This window comes from Rhizobium ecuadorense (assembly GCF_001187535.1).
GTDB lineage: Bacteria > Pseudomonadota > Alphaproteobacteria > Rhizobiales > Rhizobiaceae > Rhizobium > Rhizobium ecuadorense.
Genome location: NZ_LFIO01001304.1, coordinates 152,623 through 168,318, shown reverse-complemented (window position 1 = coordinate 168,318; position 15,696 = coordinate 152,623). Strand labels below are relative to the sequence as shown.

Below are 15,696 nucleotides of genomic sequence, written 5' to 3'. Positions count from 1 at the left end.
TCATGCCCGGCCTCAAACTCCAGCAGGCCGCCTCAAATCCAGCGTCAGCGGGAATTCAAGAGAACCCGTCTCGGTGCGGGGGATATAGCCGCCCGCCGTATGTCCCCACGGCTCGAAGCGGGCGAGCCGCCTTGCTTCCGCCTCGTTGCCGTTGACCGGGAAGGTGTCATAGGTCCGGCCGCCCGGATGGGCAACATGATAGATGCAGCCGCCGATCGAACGCTTCGACCATGTATCATAAATGTCAAAAGTCAAAGGTGTGTTGATCGGCAGCACAGGATGCAGGCCGGACGCCGGTTGCCAGGCCTTGTAACGGACGCCGGCCACCGACACGCCCGCCGTGCCGGTCGGCGTCAGCGGCAGGGTGCGGCCGTTGCAGGTGACGGTGTAGCGCGCCGTATTGCTGGTTTCGAGCCGCACCTGAAGGCGCTCGACGGAACTGTCGACGTAGCGCACGGTGCCGCCCGGCGCACCTTCTTCGCCCATGACGTGCCAAGGCTCCAGCGCCTGGCGCAGTTCCAGCTTCGAGCCCTCGTATTCGACTTCGCCGCAGAAGGGGAAGCGGAATTCGAGCTGAGCCTTGAACCATTCCGGACTGACGTCGAAGCCGTTTTCGCGAAGGTCGGCAAGCACGTCGAGGAAATCGGCCCAGACGAAATGCGGCAGCATGAAGCGGTCGTGCAGCGTCGTGCCCCAGCGGACGAACTTGCCGTCGACCGGATTGACCCAGAAGCGGGCGATCAGCGCGCGCACCAGCAATTGCTGGGCGAGCGACATGCGCGCGTTCGGTGGCATCTCGAAGCCGCGGAACTCGATGAGGCCGAGCCTGCCGGTCGGGCCGTCGGGCGAAAAAAGCTTGTCGATGCAGATCTCGGCGCGGTGGGTGTTGCCGGTGACGTCAGTCAAAAGGTGGCGGAACAGCCGGTCGACGAGCCAGGGTAACGGCTGTTGGCCGCGGCCGGGGGCAGCGATCTGCGCCATGGCGATTTCCAGCTCGTAGAGGCTATCGTGACGAGCCTCGTCGATGCGCGGCGCCTGGCTGGTCGGGCCGATGAACATGCCGGAGAAGAGGTAGGAGAGCGAGGGGTGGCGCTGCCAGTGGAGGACGACGCTCTTCAAGAGATCGGGACGGCGCAGGAAGGGGCTGTTGTTCGGATTGGCGCTGCCGACGACGACATGGTTGCCGCCGCCGGTGCCCGTATGACGGCCGTCGATCATGAACTTGTCGGCGCCGAGCCGGGTGGCCCGCGCCTCTTCGTAGACCGCCGTGGTGATGTCGACGCATTCCTTCCAGTTCGAGGCCGGATGAATGTTGACCTCGATGACACCCGGATCCGGGGCGACGCGGATGACGTTGATGCGCTCGTCCTGCGGCGGCGGGTAGCCTTCGATATGGACGGGAAGCTTGAGCTCGGCGGCGGCGTTTTCGGCCGCGGCGATCAGCTCGAGATAATCCTCGATGCGCTCGACCGGCGGCATGAAGACGCAGAGCCTGCCGTCGCGCGGCTCGACCGACATGGCGGTGCGCACGGCGCCGCCGATCTCACCGAGCGTCTGTTCGATCCGGCTGCGATTGCTCTCGCCGGCGTGGAAGGAGGCTTCCGGCATGGCGCGGCCGGCCGGCACGAAGACATCGGGCAGCGGTTCGCGCGGGATCGTCGGATCGGCGGGGTGGATGTAGGGATAACGCGCCGGGGAGACATAGGGAAGGGTGCCGAGCGGCAGGCGGTAGCCGATCGGGCTGTCGCCCGGGACAAGGAAGATCCGGCCACGGCGGGTGCGCCATTTCTCGCTGACCCAGACCCGGCTTTCGGCCGCCTTGGCGTTCCATGCCTGCACCGGAAGTATGTAGCCTGTGGGGACGGTGAGGCCACGATCGAAGACCCGGGCGATGCGGTTGCGCTCCTCGGGATCCTTCAGCTTCGAATTCGCCGGATCGACATTGTCGGGAAGATTGCCTTCCTTGATGATCCAGTCGGCCGGATCCTCATAGGCCGGCTGCACCATGCCGGGCTTGATCGCCAGTTCTTTTGCGATCGCCGTCAAGAGCTTTTCGGCATCCTCTGAGGTGACACCGGTATCCTTGCCCTCGGCGGCGACCAGATCGAGGTTCTGCCAGACCGGCTTGCCGTCGCGGCGCCAGTAGAGCGAGAAGGTCCAGCGCGGCAGGCTTTCGCCCGGATACCATTTGCCCTGGCCGTAGTGCAGGAAGCCGCCGGGGGCGAAGCGTTCCTGCAGCCGGCGGATCAGGCTGTCGGCTTTTTCACGCTTGGTCGGGCCGACGGCGGCGGTGTTCCACTCCTCGGACTGGAAATCGTCGATCGACACGAAGGTCGGCTCGCCGCCCATCGTCAAATGCACGTCTTCGGCCTCCAGGACACGGTCGACCTTCTCGCCAAGTTCGTTGAGTTCCTCCCAGCTTTCGTCGGAGAAGGGCTTGGTGATGCGCGGATGTTCGGCGACGCGCGAGACCTTCATGTCGAAGGCAAATTCGGTTTCGGCCTCGCCGAAATAACCGCCCGAGATCGGGGCGGCGTTGCGGTAATGCGGCGTGGCGGCAAGCGGGATATGGCTTTCGCCGGTCAAGAGGCCGGAGGTCGGATCGAGGCCGACCCAGCCGGCGCCGGGCAGATAGACCTCGGCCCAGGCATGCAGGTCGGTGAAATCGACTTCGGTGCCGGAGGGGCCGTCGAGCGCCTTCAGATCAGGCGTCAGCTGGATGAGGTAGCCCGAGACGAATCGGGCGGCAAGGCCGAGATGGCGAAGGATCTGGACGAGCAGCCAGCTGGTGTCGCGGCAGGAGCCCTTGGCGCTTTCGAGCGTCTCCTCCGGCGTCTGCACGCCGGTTTCCATGCGGATGACGTAGCCGATCTGCCGCTGCAGGCGGGCATTCAACCCGACGATCATATCGACCGTCGCCTGGCCGGGCGACCAGTCGAGCGTCGGCAGCAGCGCCTTCAGCCGCGGACCGGCCGGTTCCGGCGTCATATAGATCGACAGATCCTCCTGGATCGTTTCCGGATAGCCGAAGGGCCACTTGGTCGCCTCCTCCTCGACGAAGAAGTCGAAGGGATTATAGACTGTCATGTCGGCAACGAGATCGACCTCGATCTTGAATTCGGTCACCGGATCCGGGAAGACGTAGCGGGCGAGGTAATTGCCGTAAGGGTCCTGCTGCAGGTTGACGAAGTGGTTTGAAGGCGTGACCTTCAGCGAGTGGCTGAGCACCCTTGTCTTCGAATGCGAGGCAGGTTTCAGCCGGATGATCTGGGGGCCGAGGTGGACCGGCTTGTCATAAGTGTAATGCGTCAGATGATAGATGCTGGCTTTGATCGACATATTGCTCTTTTTATCCGGCGCGCATCGTCGTGCGGCTTGCTGTTCCCGACATCAGTGTGTGCAATGCAGCGAAAGAAAGCAAGGAGGGCCAATGGCTTTTACGCCGCCTTGGCGAAAGTGACGGCCGCCTTCAGGCCCTTGCCGTCCCGTCCTGGCTCCAGTGTCAGGTCGGCGTTGAAAAGATTGGCGATTTCTTCGACGATCGGCAGGCCGAGGCCGGTGCCTTGCGCACCTGTCTGATTGCCGCGCGAAAAACGCCCGCGCACTGCCTCCAGTTTGTTGCGGGGAATGCCGGGGCCGTTGTCCTCGACTTCGAGGCGGATCGTCTCCGCTGACGCGATGACGCGGACGGTGACCTCCGCCCCTTTCCCGGCATAGGCGATGGCATTTCCGGCAAGGTTGCGCAGCATTTCACCGATCAGCAACGGCTCGGCGCGGATCATCGCCGGGCTCTCGCCCTCGAAGCCGAGATCGATGCCGGCGCTGGCCGCCGTCGGGATCTGTTCGCCGGTGATGTCCTGGGCGATGGCGGCAAGATCGATGGCGGAGGCGGTCAGCGCCTCCTTGGCGGTGGCGGCGTCGATTTTTGCCATCAGCAGAAGCTGGGCAAGGATGCGCTCGGCATGCGCCACGGCCTGATCGCCCTTCAAAGCTGCCGCCTGCGCTTCTTCAAGCGAGCCGGCGCGGGCGGAAAGCGCAAGCTGGGTGCGGATGATCGCCAGCGGCGTGCGCAGCTGGTGGCTGGCATTGCCGGTGAAATGGCGCAGCGCATCGAGCGCCGACTGCAGGCGGACCATGAAGCTGTTCACCGTATCGACCAGCGGCTCGACTTCGCTCGGCACCGTCTGCTCGATCGGATGCAGGTCATCGGGGCTGCGTTCGCCGATGGCATCGCCGAGCTTGTAGAGCGGGCGCAGCGCCACCGTGACCGAGATCCAGACGATGACGGCGGCACCCGCGATCATGAAGGCGAGGCGCAGTGCCGAGCGCACGAGGATCGCTTGCGCCAGCCGCCTGCGGGCGATCGTGGTTTCGGCGACCGTCACCACGAAGGGCACGGAGCGGATGCCTGTCGAGGCGGAGCGTTCGAGTGTGGCGACGCGGATCGGCTCGCCGCGGAAGGTGTCGTCGGCGAAGGCGGCAGCATTGGCGGGCGTCTTCTGCAGGACCGGCAGCGACTGGTAGCCGGTGATGAATTTGCCCGGCGGACCGTCGACGCGGTAGAAGACTCGGTCCTGCGCGGCCGAGGTCAGCATTTCAAGCGCGACATAGGGGATGTCGACCTGCAGCGTGCCGTCCTCGGCGACGACGACGCGTTCGGCGATCGCCAGTGCCGAGCCGGCGAGCACGCGGTCGGAGACGATGTTCGAGGTCTGCACAGCCTCGCGATAGGTATCGGCGAGCGCCAGCGTGCCGATGACGGCTGTGGAGACGAGCAGCCAGAAGAGCAGCCGGCGCCTGAGGGAATAGGCGGCTTTCATGAGGCCTCGGGGAGCTTGTCGAGATAATAGCCGATGCCGCGGGCGGTCTTGACCGTCAGGCCGTGCGGCGAGAGGCGTTTCCTCAGGCGGCTGACATATTGCTCGATGGCATTTGAAGAAATGTCGTCGTCGAAGGCCGTCAGCGACTGGATGATTGCCTCCTTGGCGACGACCTTGCCGGCCCGCATGAAAAGAATTTCGAGCAGCCCAAGTTCGCGGGCGGGAATATCGAGCGGCGTGGCGCCTGATGAAAAGGCGCGGGAATTGAGATCGAAGGAGATGCTGCCAAAACTGACGGTCGCCGAGCGCAGGCCGGCCTGGCGGCGCAGCAGCACGCGCACGCGGGCTTCGAATTCTGATATGTCGAAGGGTTTGATCAGATAATCGTCGGCGCCTAGGTCCAGGCCCTTCACCCGTTCTTCCGGCGTGCCGCGCGCGGTCAGGATGAGGACGGCTGCCTGGTTCTGCCGGGCGCGCATGGCGCGCAGCACGTCGAGCCCGTCCATCTCGGGCAGGTTGAGGTCGAGGATCACCAGATCGAAATTTTCCGCGGCGATGACCGCATTGGCGGATGCGCCGTCATGCACGACATCGACGGCATGGCCCGTGCCGCGCAAGATCGCCGACAGGCCGTCAGCCAGCGCGATATTGTCTTCGGTGAGCAGGATGCGCACGGATCTCCCCCTATTTCTCAGAGGAGATTATAGAGGTGGGGGAGTGATGTCACAGCGATTTTGGAGCTTACAGCGCCGCGCCTCCTTCAGACGCGCAAAGGACGCTGTAACATTTTCAATCCTCGCATCGTGCTTTCCGAAAATCGATTCCGAATTTGGCGGGAAAGCCGGCGTCAGCTCCCGGTCCTTTCGACCCGTTCGCGCTGCATCATCGCGGCGTCCAGCAGCCTTCGGAAGCGGGGATCGTCGCGGATGTTGTCGAGATCGGAATCATTGTTGAACCATTTGATATGGTAGACGGAGCTGTGCGGCAGTAACTTCTCAAGGAGATCGATAGCCTGGTCGACGTCGCCGAGGACGGAATAGACGCAGGCCAGATTATACTGCGCGACGATGTCATCAGGATCGATGGCGATCGCCCGCGCCGCCCAGTCGCGTGCCCTCATGGCGTCGCCCATATGAGCAAGCGCCAGCGCGCCGCGATGGGCCGGGCCAGAATTTTCCGGATTGAGGTTCAGCGCGCGTTCGGCGCGCAACAGGCCGAGGCGCGCCCAGTTTTCCGTATCCGACACACGGCCGAGCGAGCGGTAGGCAGACATCAGATGGATCGGCGAGACGTAGTCATCAGGGCGGATCGAAGCGGCGCGGGTGAAATATTGAACCGATTCGGCGAAGTTGCCGCGCATGAAGAAGAACCGGGCATAATGGAAATTCGCCTCGAAGAGGTTTGGGTCGAGCGCCAATGCTCGTTCGAAGGCCGCGGCCGCCCTCTCGTCAAAGCCGCTCTGATGCAGGGCCAGACCGTGAGAGGCGTGGGCCTCGGGAAGGTCGGGATCAAGCGCAAGCGCGCGGGCGCTCATCTCAAGGATGCGCCGCAGCGGCACGTCATCAGCTGCCCAATCGCGGATCGCCGCGTCGCAATCGGCGATGCCTGCATAGGCGCGGGCATAATCCGGGTCGAGTTCGACCGCCTTGCAGAACATCCGCCTTGCAAGCTGGAGATAGGATTTGGTCCAGGTGTGGGAGAGCTGGCGACCCCTGAGATAATAGGTATAGGCCTCGACATTGGCGGTCGGCTCGTTGGCGATCGCCTTCTTCTCCTCCGGCAGCAGACGCACCTTCAACTGGCCGACGATCGCGTGGGTGATCTCGTCCTGGATGGCGAAGATGTCGGTCAGATCGCGGTCATAACGTTCGGCCCAGAGATGATCGCCATTGGCGGTGTCGATCAACTGGCCGGAAATGCGCACACGATTGCCGAAGATGCGCACACTGCCCTCGAGCACGTAGCGCACGCCGAGTTCCTGGGCGAGCCGCTTCACCTTCACCGATATGCCCTTGTAGGTGAAAATGGTATTGCGCGGCACCACGTGCAGGCTGGAGATCTTGGAGAGATCGGTGATGATGTCTTCGGTGATGCCGTCAGAGAAATAGTCCTGGTCGGCATCGCCGCTCATATTGGTGAAGGGCAGCACGGCGATGAAGCAGGTATTGCGGTTCTGCGCGACCAATTTCGCCGAGGAGGGCGGCGCCAGGGTGACGGTATAGACCTGAACCGGCTGCCGGATATTCTTCAGCACATGCTCGCCGATGAATTCGAAGCCGAGATTGAGGCGCGAGCCGACCTGGTCGCGCACCGAGGCCGACACGGCGATGCCGCCCGGCGCCGCGATGCCCTCAAGCCTGGCGGCAAGATTGACGCCGTCTCCGAAGATATCGCCGTTCTCGACCACGACGTCGCCGAGATTGATACCGATACGGAATTCGACGCGCTCGTCCTTCGGCACTTTCTCGTTGCGGGCGGCCATGCTGCGCTGGATTTCGGCGGCGCAGGCAACGGCGTTCACCACGCTCTGGAATTCGGCAAGGATGCCGTCGCCGGTGAGTTTGACGATCCGGCCCTTGTAGTCTGAAATCCGGATATCGACCAGTTCGCAGCGGTGGCGGTTCAGCGCCTGCAGCGTGCCGGCCTCATCAATGCCCATCAGTCGGCTATAGCCAACGACATCCGCAGCGAGAATAGCGCTCAGTCGTCGTTCCATGACCCCTCCCATGGATCTTCCCAGTTTAGTCCAGCTTTTTATAGAGTTTTTGTCGTGGAGAGTCGCCTCCTGAATAGAAATTCGGGCGGATTCGACGTTTTGACACGGCAGCGCGACCATATAGCGTCGCCGATCTTCATCAATACTCTGAATGGGTGAAGGATGGTGTTCAGCGATAATCCTTTGTGATGAAATCCGTTTCTAATCGGAGAAGCAGGAAATGATGTGCTTCCGTCGATGCTTCGCGATCGGCGATATAAAAAAGTAGTCGCCGATCGGTTTGGGGCGGAATATTGCCAGCGGTATCCAACACCGTAGGGAATGTGATTCGGGTTGCTGCGAGACCGATGCCGGTTATTGTGGCGGCGTTTCGTGCGCGACGGAGATTTTGGATGACAGGTTCGGCCCGGGATTTTCTGGCGTTTCATGATATTCCGGAGGCCGGACTTCGGTCGATTATCGCTCGCGCCCGGGAGCTTGCCATAGCTTGGGATGAGCGCTCCATGCCGCAGAGCCTGACGGGCAAACGAGTCGCGCTGATTGCCGACGACGGTGGCTGGCGCAATACGACTGCCTTCGATCTCGGCGTCCAGGCGATGGGCGGTATCTGCGTGCATGTGCCGATCGGCTTCAATGCGCGGGAGGAGTCCGGCGATCTTGCGGGTTATCTCGGCAACTGGTTCGACATGCTGGTGATCCGCACGAAGGAGCTCAATACGCTGAAGGCGGTGGCGGCAGCCGCGCCGGTGCCTGTCATCAATGCACGCACACGCTCCAACCATCCTTGCGAGACGCTCGGCGATCTTGCCTATATCGAGAGCCGGCGCGGCTCGATCGACGGGTTGAAGGTCGTTGGCGTGGCGGCGGACGCAAATATCCTCCGCTCCTGGGTCGAGGCGTCGATCGTGTTGCCGATCGAGGTGGTGCAGGTCTATCCCGAACGCTGGCATATAAATGACGCCGCACTGCTCAACGAGCGCTTTCGCGCGAGCACCGATATGGGCGAGCTATCGGATGCCGACGTCGTCATCACCGATTCATTGCCGGGTGACGTCGCCTCGGAGGCGCTTGCCGGCTACAGGATCGGGACCGAAATTCTCGATCGTTTGCCAGAAGATGCGATCTTCCTGCCCTGCCCGCCGGTGACGCGCGGCCAGGAGGTGACGGCCAAGGCGATGGCGCATTCGCTTTGCCAAAGCCGCGCCGCCAAGGCCTTTCTGTTGCACGCGCAAAATGCGCTGATGGAGTGGGTCATCGCCTAGATTCGGCGCACTTGCTCCCCCCGGCGCGCTCAGGCATTGTTGCTGCATGAGGAGAGTTTTCATCTTGCTGCTGGCGTTCTGGCCCGGCTTTGCGCTGGCCGATCAGGCCTTCTATGCGGCGAAATCGGGCAATTCGGATGCGCCGGTGCTGACGGTCTATTCCTCGCTCGACGAGCCGTTGGCGCAGCCGATGATCCGGGGTTTCCAGGAAGCCAATCCCGACGTTGCGGTCAAATACGAGGATATGCTGACCGGCGATATCTACGACCGGATCGTCAGGGAGACGGATGCCGGCAAGAAGACCGCGGATTTCGCCTTTTCCTCGGCGATGGACCTGCAGGTCAAACTCTCCAACGACGGATATGCGCAGGTCAGCAACCTGCCGATGAGTGCGGCATGGCCGAAATGGGCGAACTGGCGCAACACCGCCTATGCGCTGACCTTCGAGCCGGCGGTGTTCGTCTATCACAAGCCGAGCTTTGTGCATGAGCCGGTGCCGAGCTCGCGGGCGGAATTCGTCGATTACCTGACCCGCAAGGGCAACGGGGTCTATGGGCGGATCGGCACCTACGATATCGAACGCTCCGGCGTCGGTTTTCTGTTCATGGCGCGCGACCAGGAGCAGTTCGGCGATATCTGGTCGGTGATCGGAGCGATGGGGGCTGCCGGCGTCAAGCTCTATTCGACGAGTTCGGCGATCCTGGAGCGTGTTGCCGACGGGCGCTTCGTGCTCGGTTACAATATTCTCGGCTCCTATGCGGCCGACTGGGCGTCGCGATATCCGGATGTCGGCATCGTGCTGCCGAAAGACTATACCGTGGTGATGTCGCGGATCGGGCTGGTGCCGCAGGCGGCCGCCGAGCCGGAGCTCGGCCGGCGTTATCTGACCTTCTTCATGTCGAGGGAAGGGCAGACGATCATGGCGCGCGAGCTGCAGATCCCGGCGGTCAGCCCCGAGGTGGCGGGAGAAAATACCGCCAATACGCTGCAGGAACTGCTCGGCGCCCAGCTTCGACCGGTGCCGGTCAGCCCCGGGTTGATGGTCTATCTCGACCAGGTGAAACGGGCGCGGCTGATCGCGCACTGGAACGAGGTTCTGCGGGCGCAGTGAAGCGTTTCGTGGTTCGGCCGGTCCACACATAGGACTTCGGTTTAGACCGGCGCCTGGCAATTGCGGCAAAAAAGTGGCCTCCTCTCCTGGATATCTCGCCGATGTCAGCTAAATGACAGCTTGTTGTGGTGGCTTTGGCTACTTCTTCTCCGTGGAGGCGGAGAGCTGAAGCCTTGGGAGGTATTCTGCTCGTCATCAGGACAATCGTGTCCGCTGTCGGTCGTTCCTCCCGATTCCCAGAGAATAACAGGCGGTTCGCTCAGCCGCCCACGGAGGACACATCGTGAAGCATAGTTTCATCGCAACTCTTCTTGCAGCGACCATCGCGCTGCCGGCCTATGCGGCCGACTACACCATCATCGCGCCGGCCGCTCCCGGCGGCGGCTGGGACCAGACGGCCCGTTCGCTGCAGACCGCGCTGCAGCAGGAGAAGATCTCCGGCAACGTGCAGGTCCAGAACGTGCCTGGCGCCGGCGGCACCATCGGCCTGGCGCAGTTCAGCAGCCAGGCTGCCGGCAATCCGAACTCGCTGATCGTCGGCGGCTATGTCATGGTCGGCGCGATCCTGACCAACAAGTCGCCGGTAACACTCAAGGACGTCACGCCGATCGCCCGTCTGACCGGTGAATATGAAGCCGTCGTCGTTCCGGCCTCTTCCGAGATCAAGACCATGGCCGATCTGGTTGCGGCGCTGAAGAAGGATCCGGGCGCAGTTTCCTGGGGCGGCGGTTCGGCCGGCGGTACCGACCACATCACGGTCGGCCTGATCGCCAAGGCCTCCGGCGTCGACCCGACGAAGATCAACTATGTCGCCTTCTCCGGCGGCGGTGAAGCGCTCGCCGCCATTCTCGGCGGCCAGGTCACGGCCGGCGTCTCGAGCTACAGCGAGTTCGAATCGCAGGTGAAATCCGGCACACTCCGTCTTCTCGCCGTCTCCAGCGACAAGCGCATCGACGGCGTCGATGCCCCGACGCTGAAGGAAGCCGGCACCGACGTCACCATCCAGAACTGGCGCATGGTTGCCGCAGCCCCGGGCCTGTCGCCAGAACAGGTGGCAGGCGTCACCGCCGATTTCGAGAAGCTGCACAGCTCCGCCACCTGGCAGGAAACGCTGAAGACCAAGGGCTGGGCCGACACCTATCTGTCCGGCGACGCCTTCAAGGCGCAGCTCGAGAAGGATGTCTCCGCTACCGAAGGCATTCTCAAAGATATCGGACTTGTTCAATGAGCGAGGATAACACCTCCTCGGCAACGACACGCCGCCCTGATTGGGCGGCGTTCATCATTGCCGTTTTCCTCTTCGTCATCGCCGGCGTGATGGCCTGGGATGCCTCGCATCTGAAAACGATCGCGCAATACGACCGCATCGGCCCGGCGACAGTGCCTCAAGTGGTGGCGTTCGGCCTCTTCTGTCTCGGGATCTGGACAGTCGCCGAAGCCTGGCGCGGCGAGTTTCCGGAGCGCGATCAGCAGGAAGTGGCGCCGGTCATCTGGATCGTTGCCGGTCTTGCCGGCCAAATGCTGCTGCTGCGCGTTGCCGGCTTCTCGATCGCCACCGGCATCCTCTTCGCGCTGACGGCACGCGGCTTCGGCAAACGCAAGCTCTGGTTCTCGCTGCCGCTCGGCATCGTTCTCAGCTTCGTCGTCTGGTCGATCTTCTCGCAGCTGCTGCAGTTGACGCTGCCGGCCGGCCCGCTCGAACGTCTGTTCTTCTGACCGCGCGGACGCGCTGTCAGCTCTTTTGATTTTACGCGGCGCCTGACCTCGAAATCGCATGGTCGGGAACGCTGCTTGGGACACCAAGATGAGCACATTCGAATTCCTATGGCAGGGTATCCTGGTTGCGATGCAGCCGATGAACCTGGTTTATGCGCTGGTCGGCGTGACGCTCGGCACCGCCGTCGGCGTGCTGCCCGGCATCGGCCCGGCGCTCACCGTGGCGCTGCTGTTGCCCGTCACCTACAAGCTCGATCCCGGCGGCTCGCTGATCATGTTCGCCGGCATCTATTACGGCGGCATGTATGGCGGTTCGACGACCTCGATCCTGCTCAACACGCCGGGTGAAAGCGCCTCGATCGTCACCGCGCTCGAGGGCAACAAGATGGCGCGCGCCGGGCGCGGCGGACCGGCGCTGGCGACCGCGGCGATCGGCTCCTTCGCCGCCGGCCTGATCGCCACCCTCGGGCTTGCCTTCATCGCGCCCTATATCGTCAAGCTGGCGCTGGTCTTCGGGCCGCGCGAATATTTCGCGCTGATGGTGCTGGCCTTCGTCACCGTCTCCTCGGCCTTCGGCGATTCAGCCCTCAGGGGCCTGACCTCGCTGTTCATCGGCTTCGCACTCGCCATGGTCGGCATCGACCAGCAAACGGGGCAGGCGCGGCTTTCCTTCGGCATTCCCGACCTGCTCGACGGTGTCGAAGTGACGACGCTTGCGGTGGCGATGTTTGCGATCGGCGAGACGCTTTACATCGCCGCGCAGGGCAACCGGATCGCCGAGAAGGTCGAGGCGGTCAAGGGTTCGCTGTGGATGACGGCGCAGGACTGGTCGCGTTCGTGGAAGCCCTGGCTGCGCGGCACGCTGATCGGCTTTCCGATCGGCGCCATGCCGGCGGGCGGCGCCGAAATCGGCACTTTCCTCTCCTACGCCACCGAAAAGCGGCTGGCGAAGAACCCCGAGGAGTTCGGCCATGGCGCGATCGAAGGCGTGGCCGGTCCGGAGGCTGCCAATAACGCCTCGGCCGCCGGCACGCTGGTGCCGCTTCTGACGCTCGGCCTGCCGACGACGGCGACGGCGGCAATCATGCTTGCCGGCTTCCAGCAATACGGCTTGCAGCCGGGGCCGCTGCTGTTTGCCACCAACCCGCAGCTCGTCTGGGGGCTGATCGCCAGCCTGCTCATCGCCAATGCGATGCTGCTGGTCTTGAACTTGCCGATGATCGGGCTCTGGGTAAAGCTGCTGACGATCCCGAAGCCGTGGCTCTATGCGGGCATTCTGCTGTTTGCGACGCTCGGGACGATCGGCGCCAACCCGTCGGTGTTCGAGCTCGGCATGTTGCTCGCCTTCGGCCTGCTCGGTTACGTGATGCGGCTCTTCGGCTATCCGATTGCGCCGACCGTCGTCGGCCTGATCCTCGGGCCGCTTGCCGAGCAGCAGCTCCGCCGTGCGCTGGCGATCAGCCAGGGCGACGTCACGACGCTGGTGATGTCGCCGATTGCGGCAGGCCTGCTGATCGTTGCCGCAGCGGCCTTTCTCATCCCGCTGATCCTGCGGATTCGCGGCCGCGGCCAGGTGCTGTCGCAGCTCGCGGCAAACGAAGACTAAAAAGACGACATTACCCCTGCCTCAAGGCCGGCCATGGAAACATGCGTCGGCCTTCTGTTTTTGCATGGCTGCGGTGATTTTCTGAGCATTGTGGTGGTGCCTGCGCGATACCATCTACAAGCGGTCAATCAAAACAAGAGGAAATGGACAATGTCCGCCATCCGCAGTTCAGTTCGCACGGGTTTCTTTGGTCGCGCATTTGCCGTGCTTGGCGCCGCAAATGCCGTCAGCGCCGCCGTTGAAGCCGGTCGCCGACCGCGTGCCCGCGATCTGAGGGAACTTGGCATCGACCCGGCCGCCTTCGGTCAGGCTTCCCGCTAACAGCTTCAAGCCATGCATGAATGAATTAGCCCGCAACCCCCGTGAACTGCCCCGAAGGTTGTCGTCCAACTTTCGGGGGCAGTTCACTAGTGGTCGCGGGCTTTGTTTTGTCCGAAAGAGAGTGCCGCGACGCCAAGCGCTGCGGCCTTAGTCTTTGTTTATGCATGTCGCCCGGAACCGCGGCGCAGTTCCGGGCGACATGCATTGTCATCGTCAGGCGTGAAGCTCTTCCTGCCGGGCGGCGTGATCTTCCATCCGCTCGCGCTTGTTGTGGCGGATCGACGACCAGAGCGACAGGCCGATCAGGGTCGCGCCGCCGAGACCGGTGATCACTTCGGGGATGTGCACCAGGGTCTGCGCATACATGATCACCGAGAGGATCAGGATGGCGTAGAAGGCGCCGTGCTCGAGATAGCGGTATTCGGCAAGCGTTCCCTTTTCCACCAGCATGATCGTCATCGAGCGCACATACATGGCGCCGATGCCGAGGCCGATCGCGATGACGAAGAGGTTCTGCGTCAAGGCGAAGGCGCCGATGACGCCGTCGAAGGAGAAGCTGGCATCCAGCACCTCGAGATAGATGAAGGCGCCGAGGCCGCCCTTGGCGGCAGCGCTCATTGTCTGCTGCGAGGCATCGAGCAGTTCACCCACCACCTCGACCGCGAGGAAGGTGAGCAGCCCGTATATGGCGCAATGAACGAAGATGCTGGCTTCCTCGCCGCCGATCAGCCAGGAGAAAACAAGCATCAGCGCCAGCACGAAAGCGATCTCGATGCCCCTGATGGTGGCCGAGCGCGCCATCACCTTTTCCAGGCCGCGGAACCAATGGACTTTCTTCTCGTGGTCGAAGAAATAGCTGAGGCCGACCATCATCAGGAAGGTGCCGCCGAAGGCTGCGATCGGCAGATGCGCGTCATTCATGATGCGGGCATATTCTTCCGGCTCACGGGCGGCAAGCACAAGCGCATCCCAGGGGCCGATCCGCGCCGCGATCGCAACGATCGCCAGCGGAAAGACGATGCGCATGCCGAAGACGGCGATGATGATGCCCCAGGTGAGGAAGCGCTTCTGCCAGACCGGCGTCATCTCCTTCAGCTTGTTGGCGTTGACGATGGCATTGTCGAAGGAGAGCGAGATCTCCAGCACCGCAAGCACTGTGCAGATGAAGAAGACGGTCGCCATGCCGCCGATCGTGCCTGTCGTTTGCCAGCCGAGCACGGCGCCAAGAACGAGGCCGAGGGCCGTGACGATGAAGGCCCAGCGGAAATAGCTGAGCGAGGAGTGGTGGGTCGCGGGCTGGCTCATGGCCGCACCTCGCGGCCGCAAATCATGGTGGAGAGGGGGAAATGCGGCATGCCACGACGGGCATGCGGATAAGGCATGTTGAGCTTGTTCATCGATGAAAAATCCGCCGGCTATGCTGCAGGCGGTACCGACATCACGAGAGCGCCGTAAAACTCTCGCCAGAGGGGCCCGGCACCAAATTACCCGTAGCCGATGTCTGGAAGGCTGCGGGACAGGCCTTAGGTAATCAACTTCCCCGGTCAGTCAAGTCCGGCGGCGGCACGGAAATGAAGTGTTTTTTTGGAACCATCCCGGCACCTGCTCGTTAGACCCTGGTTGAGCTTAAAAAGGAGGCCGATGATGCACACTTCGACCCATGTTCCCGACAAACGCACGGAGGCGTCCGACCGCATGAAGCGGGCGAAGCCGAACCGCATGCAGAAGGCGCAGGTGCTGCCGCCGCATCATGTCGACCTGACGCTGACGCCGGGTGTCTATCACGACATTCACGTGCCGGCCCATGTTACCGGTGCCGACCTTTCCAAGGGTGGTCCCGACATCAAGGACCCCGACCTGAAAGGCAAGGCAGAGACCAAGAAATAACCGGCATTCCGCAAGCCTTTTTGGCGCCCCGACAGCAATTCGAACAAGTGAGAAACATATGACGATCAACTTTGTGCCCCGCGAGATCCTTATCCGGCACGAAAATGAATGGCAGGCTGCACGCGAGGCGGCGGATGAGCGCATCGATATCGGCAAAAGCCAAGAGCCGCTTGCCCCGTCCATCGGCGCCCCGTCCTTCGGCGCAAAGGCATCGGTTGGAAAAAACAATCCTTCGGCCGCACGCTCGGAATGAGCAG

The 15,696-nt window shown here is 62.9% G+C and carries 13 protein-coding genes; 7 read left to right on the top strand and 6 right to left on the bottom strand.

The window, feature by feature from the left end:
* Positions 1-12: 12 nt before the first annotated feature.
* The 4 genes from AF337_RS28100 to AF337_RS28085 all read right to left on the bottom strand — a co-directional run bounded on the left by AF337_RS28100 (position 13) and on the right by AF337_RS28085 (position 7,536).
* The gene (locus tag AF337_RS28100) at positions 13-3,339 is read right to left on the bottom strand and encodes a transglutaminase family protein (protein WP_049734724.1); all 3,327 of its coding nucleotides are present in this window, start codon (positions 3,337-3,339) and stop codon (positions 13-15) included.
* 98 nt (positions 3,340-3,437) lie between these two features.
* Complete coding sequence (locus AF337_RS28095) at positions 3,438-4,820, bottom strand: sensor histidine kinase (RefSeq protein ID WP_049734723.1); 1,383 nt, start codon at positions 4,818-4,820, stop codon at positions 3,438-3,440.
* Positions 4,817-5,494, bottom strand: a complete 678-nt coding sequence (locus AF337_RS28090; protein WP_049734722.1) for a response regulator — start codon at positions 5,492-5,494, stop codon at positions 4,817-4,819. Before AF337_RS28090 ends, AF337_RS28095 begins: the two co-directional genes overlap by 4 nt.
* A gap of 173 nt (positions 5,495-5,667) precedes the next feature.
* Complete coding sequence (locus AF337_RS28085; protein WP_049734721.1) at positions 5,668-7,536, bottom strand: adenylate/guanylate cyclase domain-containing protein; 1,869 nt, start codon at positions 7,534-7,536, stop codon at positions 5,668-5,670.
* Between the two features lie 392 nt (positions 7,537-7,928).
* Between AF337_RS28085 and AF337_RS28080 the strand changes: the two genes are divergently transcribed.
* From AF337_RS28080 to AF337_RS28060, 5 genes are all read left to right on the top strand, one after another.
* Entirely contained in the window at positions 7,929-8,798 is an 870-nt protein-coding gene (locus AF337_RS28080) for a Rossmann-fold NAD(P)-binding domain-containing protein (RefSeq protein WP_049734720.1), read from the top strand.
* Between the two features lie 64 nt (positions 8,799-8,862).
* On the top strand, positions 8,863-9,909 hold the full coding sequence (locus AF337_RS28075) for an ABC transporter substrate-binding protein (RefSeq protein WP_049734719.1): 1,047 nt from the start codon (positions 8,863-8,865) through the stop codon (positions 9,907-9,909).
* Positions 9,910-10,192: 283 nt separating this feature from the next.
* Positions 10,193-11,137, top strand: coding sequence for a Bug family tripartite tricarboxylate transporter substrate binding protein (locus tag AF337_RS28070; RefSeq protein ID WP_049734718.1), 945 nt, complete (start codon positions 10,193-10,195; stop codon positions 11,135-11,137).
* The gene (locus AF337_RS28065; RefSeq protein ID WP_049734717.1) at positions 11,134-11,625 is read left to right on the top strand and encodes a tripartite tricarboxylate transporter TctB family protein; all 492 of its coding nucleotides are present in this window, start codon (positions 11,134-11,136) and stop codon (positions 11,623-11,625) included. Before AF337_RS28070 ends, AF337_RS28065 begins: the two co-directional genes overlap by 4 nt.
* 88 nt (positions 11,626-11,713) lie before the next feature.
* The gene (locus AF337_RS28060; RefSeq protein WP_049734856.1) at positions 11,714-13,231 is read left to right on the top strand and encodes a tripartite tricarboxylate transporter permease; all 1,518 of its coding nucleotides are present in this window, start codon (positions 11,714-11,716) and stop codon (positions 13,229-13,231) included.
* Between the two features lie 168 nt (positions 13,232-13,399).
* On the opposite strand, the gene AF337_RS44630 is transcribed toward AF337_RS28060, so the two are convergent.
* Entirely contained in the window at positions 13,400-13,570 is a 171-nt protein-coding gene (locus tag AF337_RS44630; RefSeq protein WP_210168083.1) for a hypothetical protein, read from the bottom strand.
* A 195-nt stretch (positions 13,571-13,765) separates the two neighbouring features.
* Positions 13,766-14,857: a DUF475 domain-containing protein gene (locus AF337_RS28055; protein ID WP_049734716.1), complete on the bottom strand. Its 1,092-nt coding sequence runs from the start codon at positions 14,855-14,857 to the stop codon at positions 13,766-13,768.
* A 336-nt stretch (positions 14,858-15,193) separates the two neighbouring features.
* Here AF337_RS28055 and AF337_RS28050 point away from each other — a divergent pair, with 336 nt between their 5' ends.
* Both AF337_RS28050 and AF337_RS28045 read left to right on the top strand, forming a co-directional pair.
* Positions 15,194-15,439, top strand: a complete 246-nt coding sequence (locus AF337_RS28050; protein ID WP_049734715.1) for a hypothetical protein — start codon at positions 15,194-15,196, stop codon at positions 15,437-15,439.
* 58 nt (positions 15,440-15,497) lie between these two features.
* Positions 15,498-15,692 carry a hypothetical protein gene (locus AF337_RS28045; RefSeq protein WP_049734714.1) on the top strand — a complete coding sequence of 65 codons (195 nt, stop codon included), beginning with the start codon at positions 15,498-15,500 and terminating at the stop codon, positions 15,690-15,692.
* Positions 15,693-15,696 lie beyond the last annotated feature (4 nt).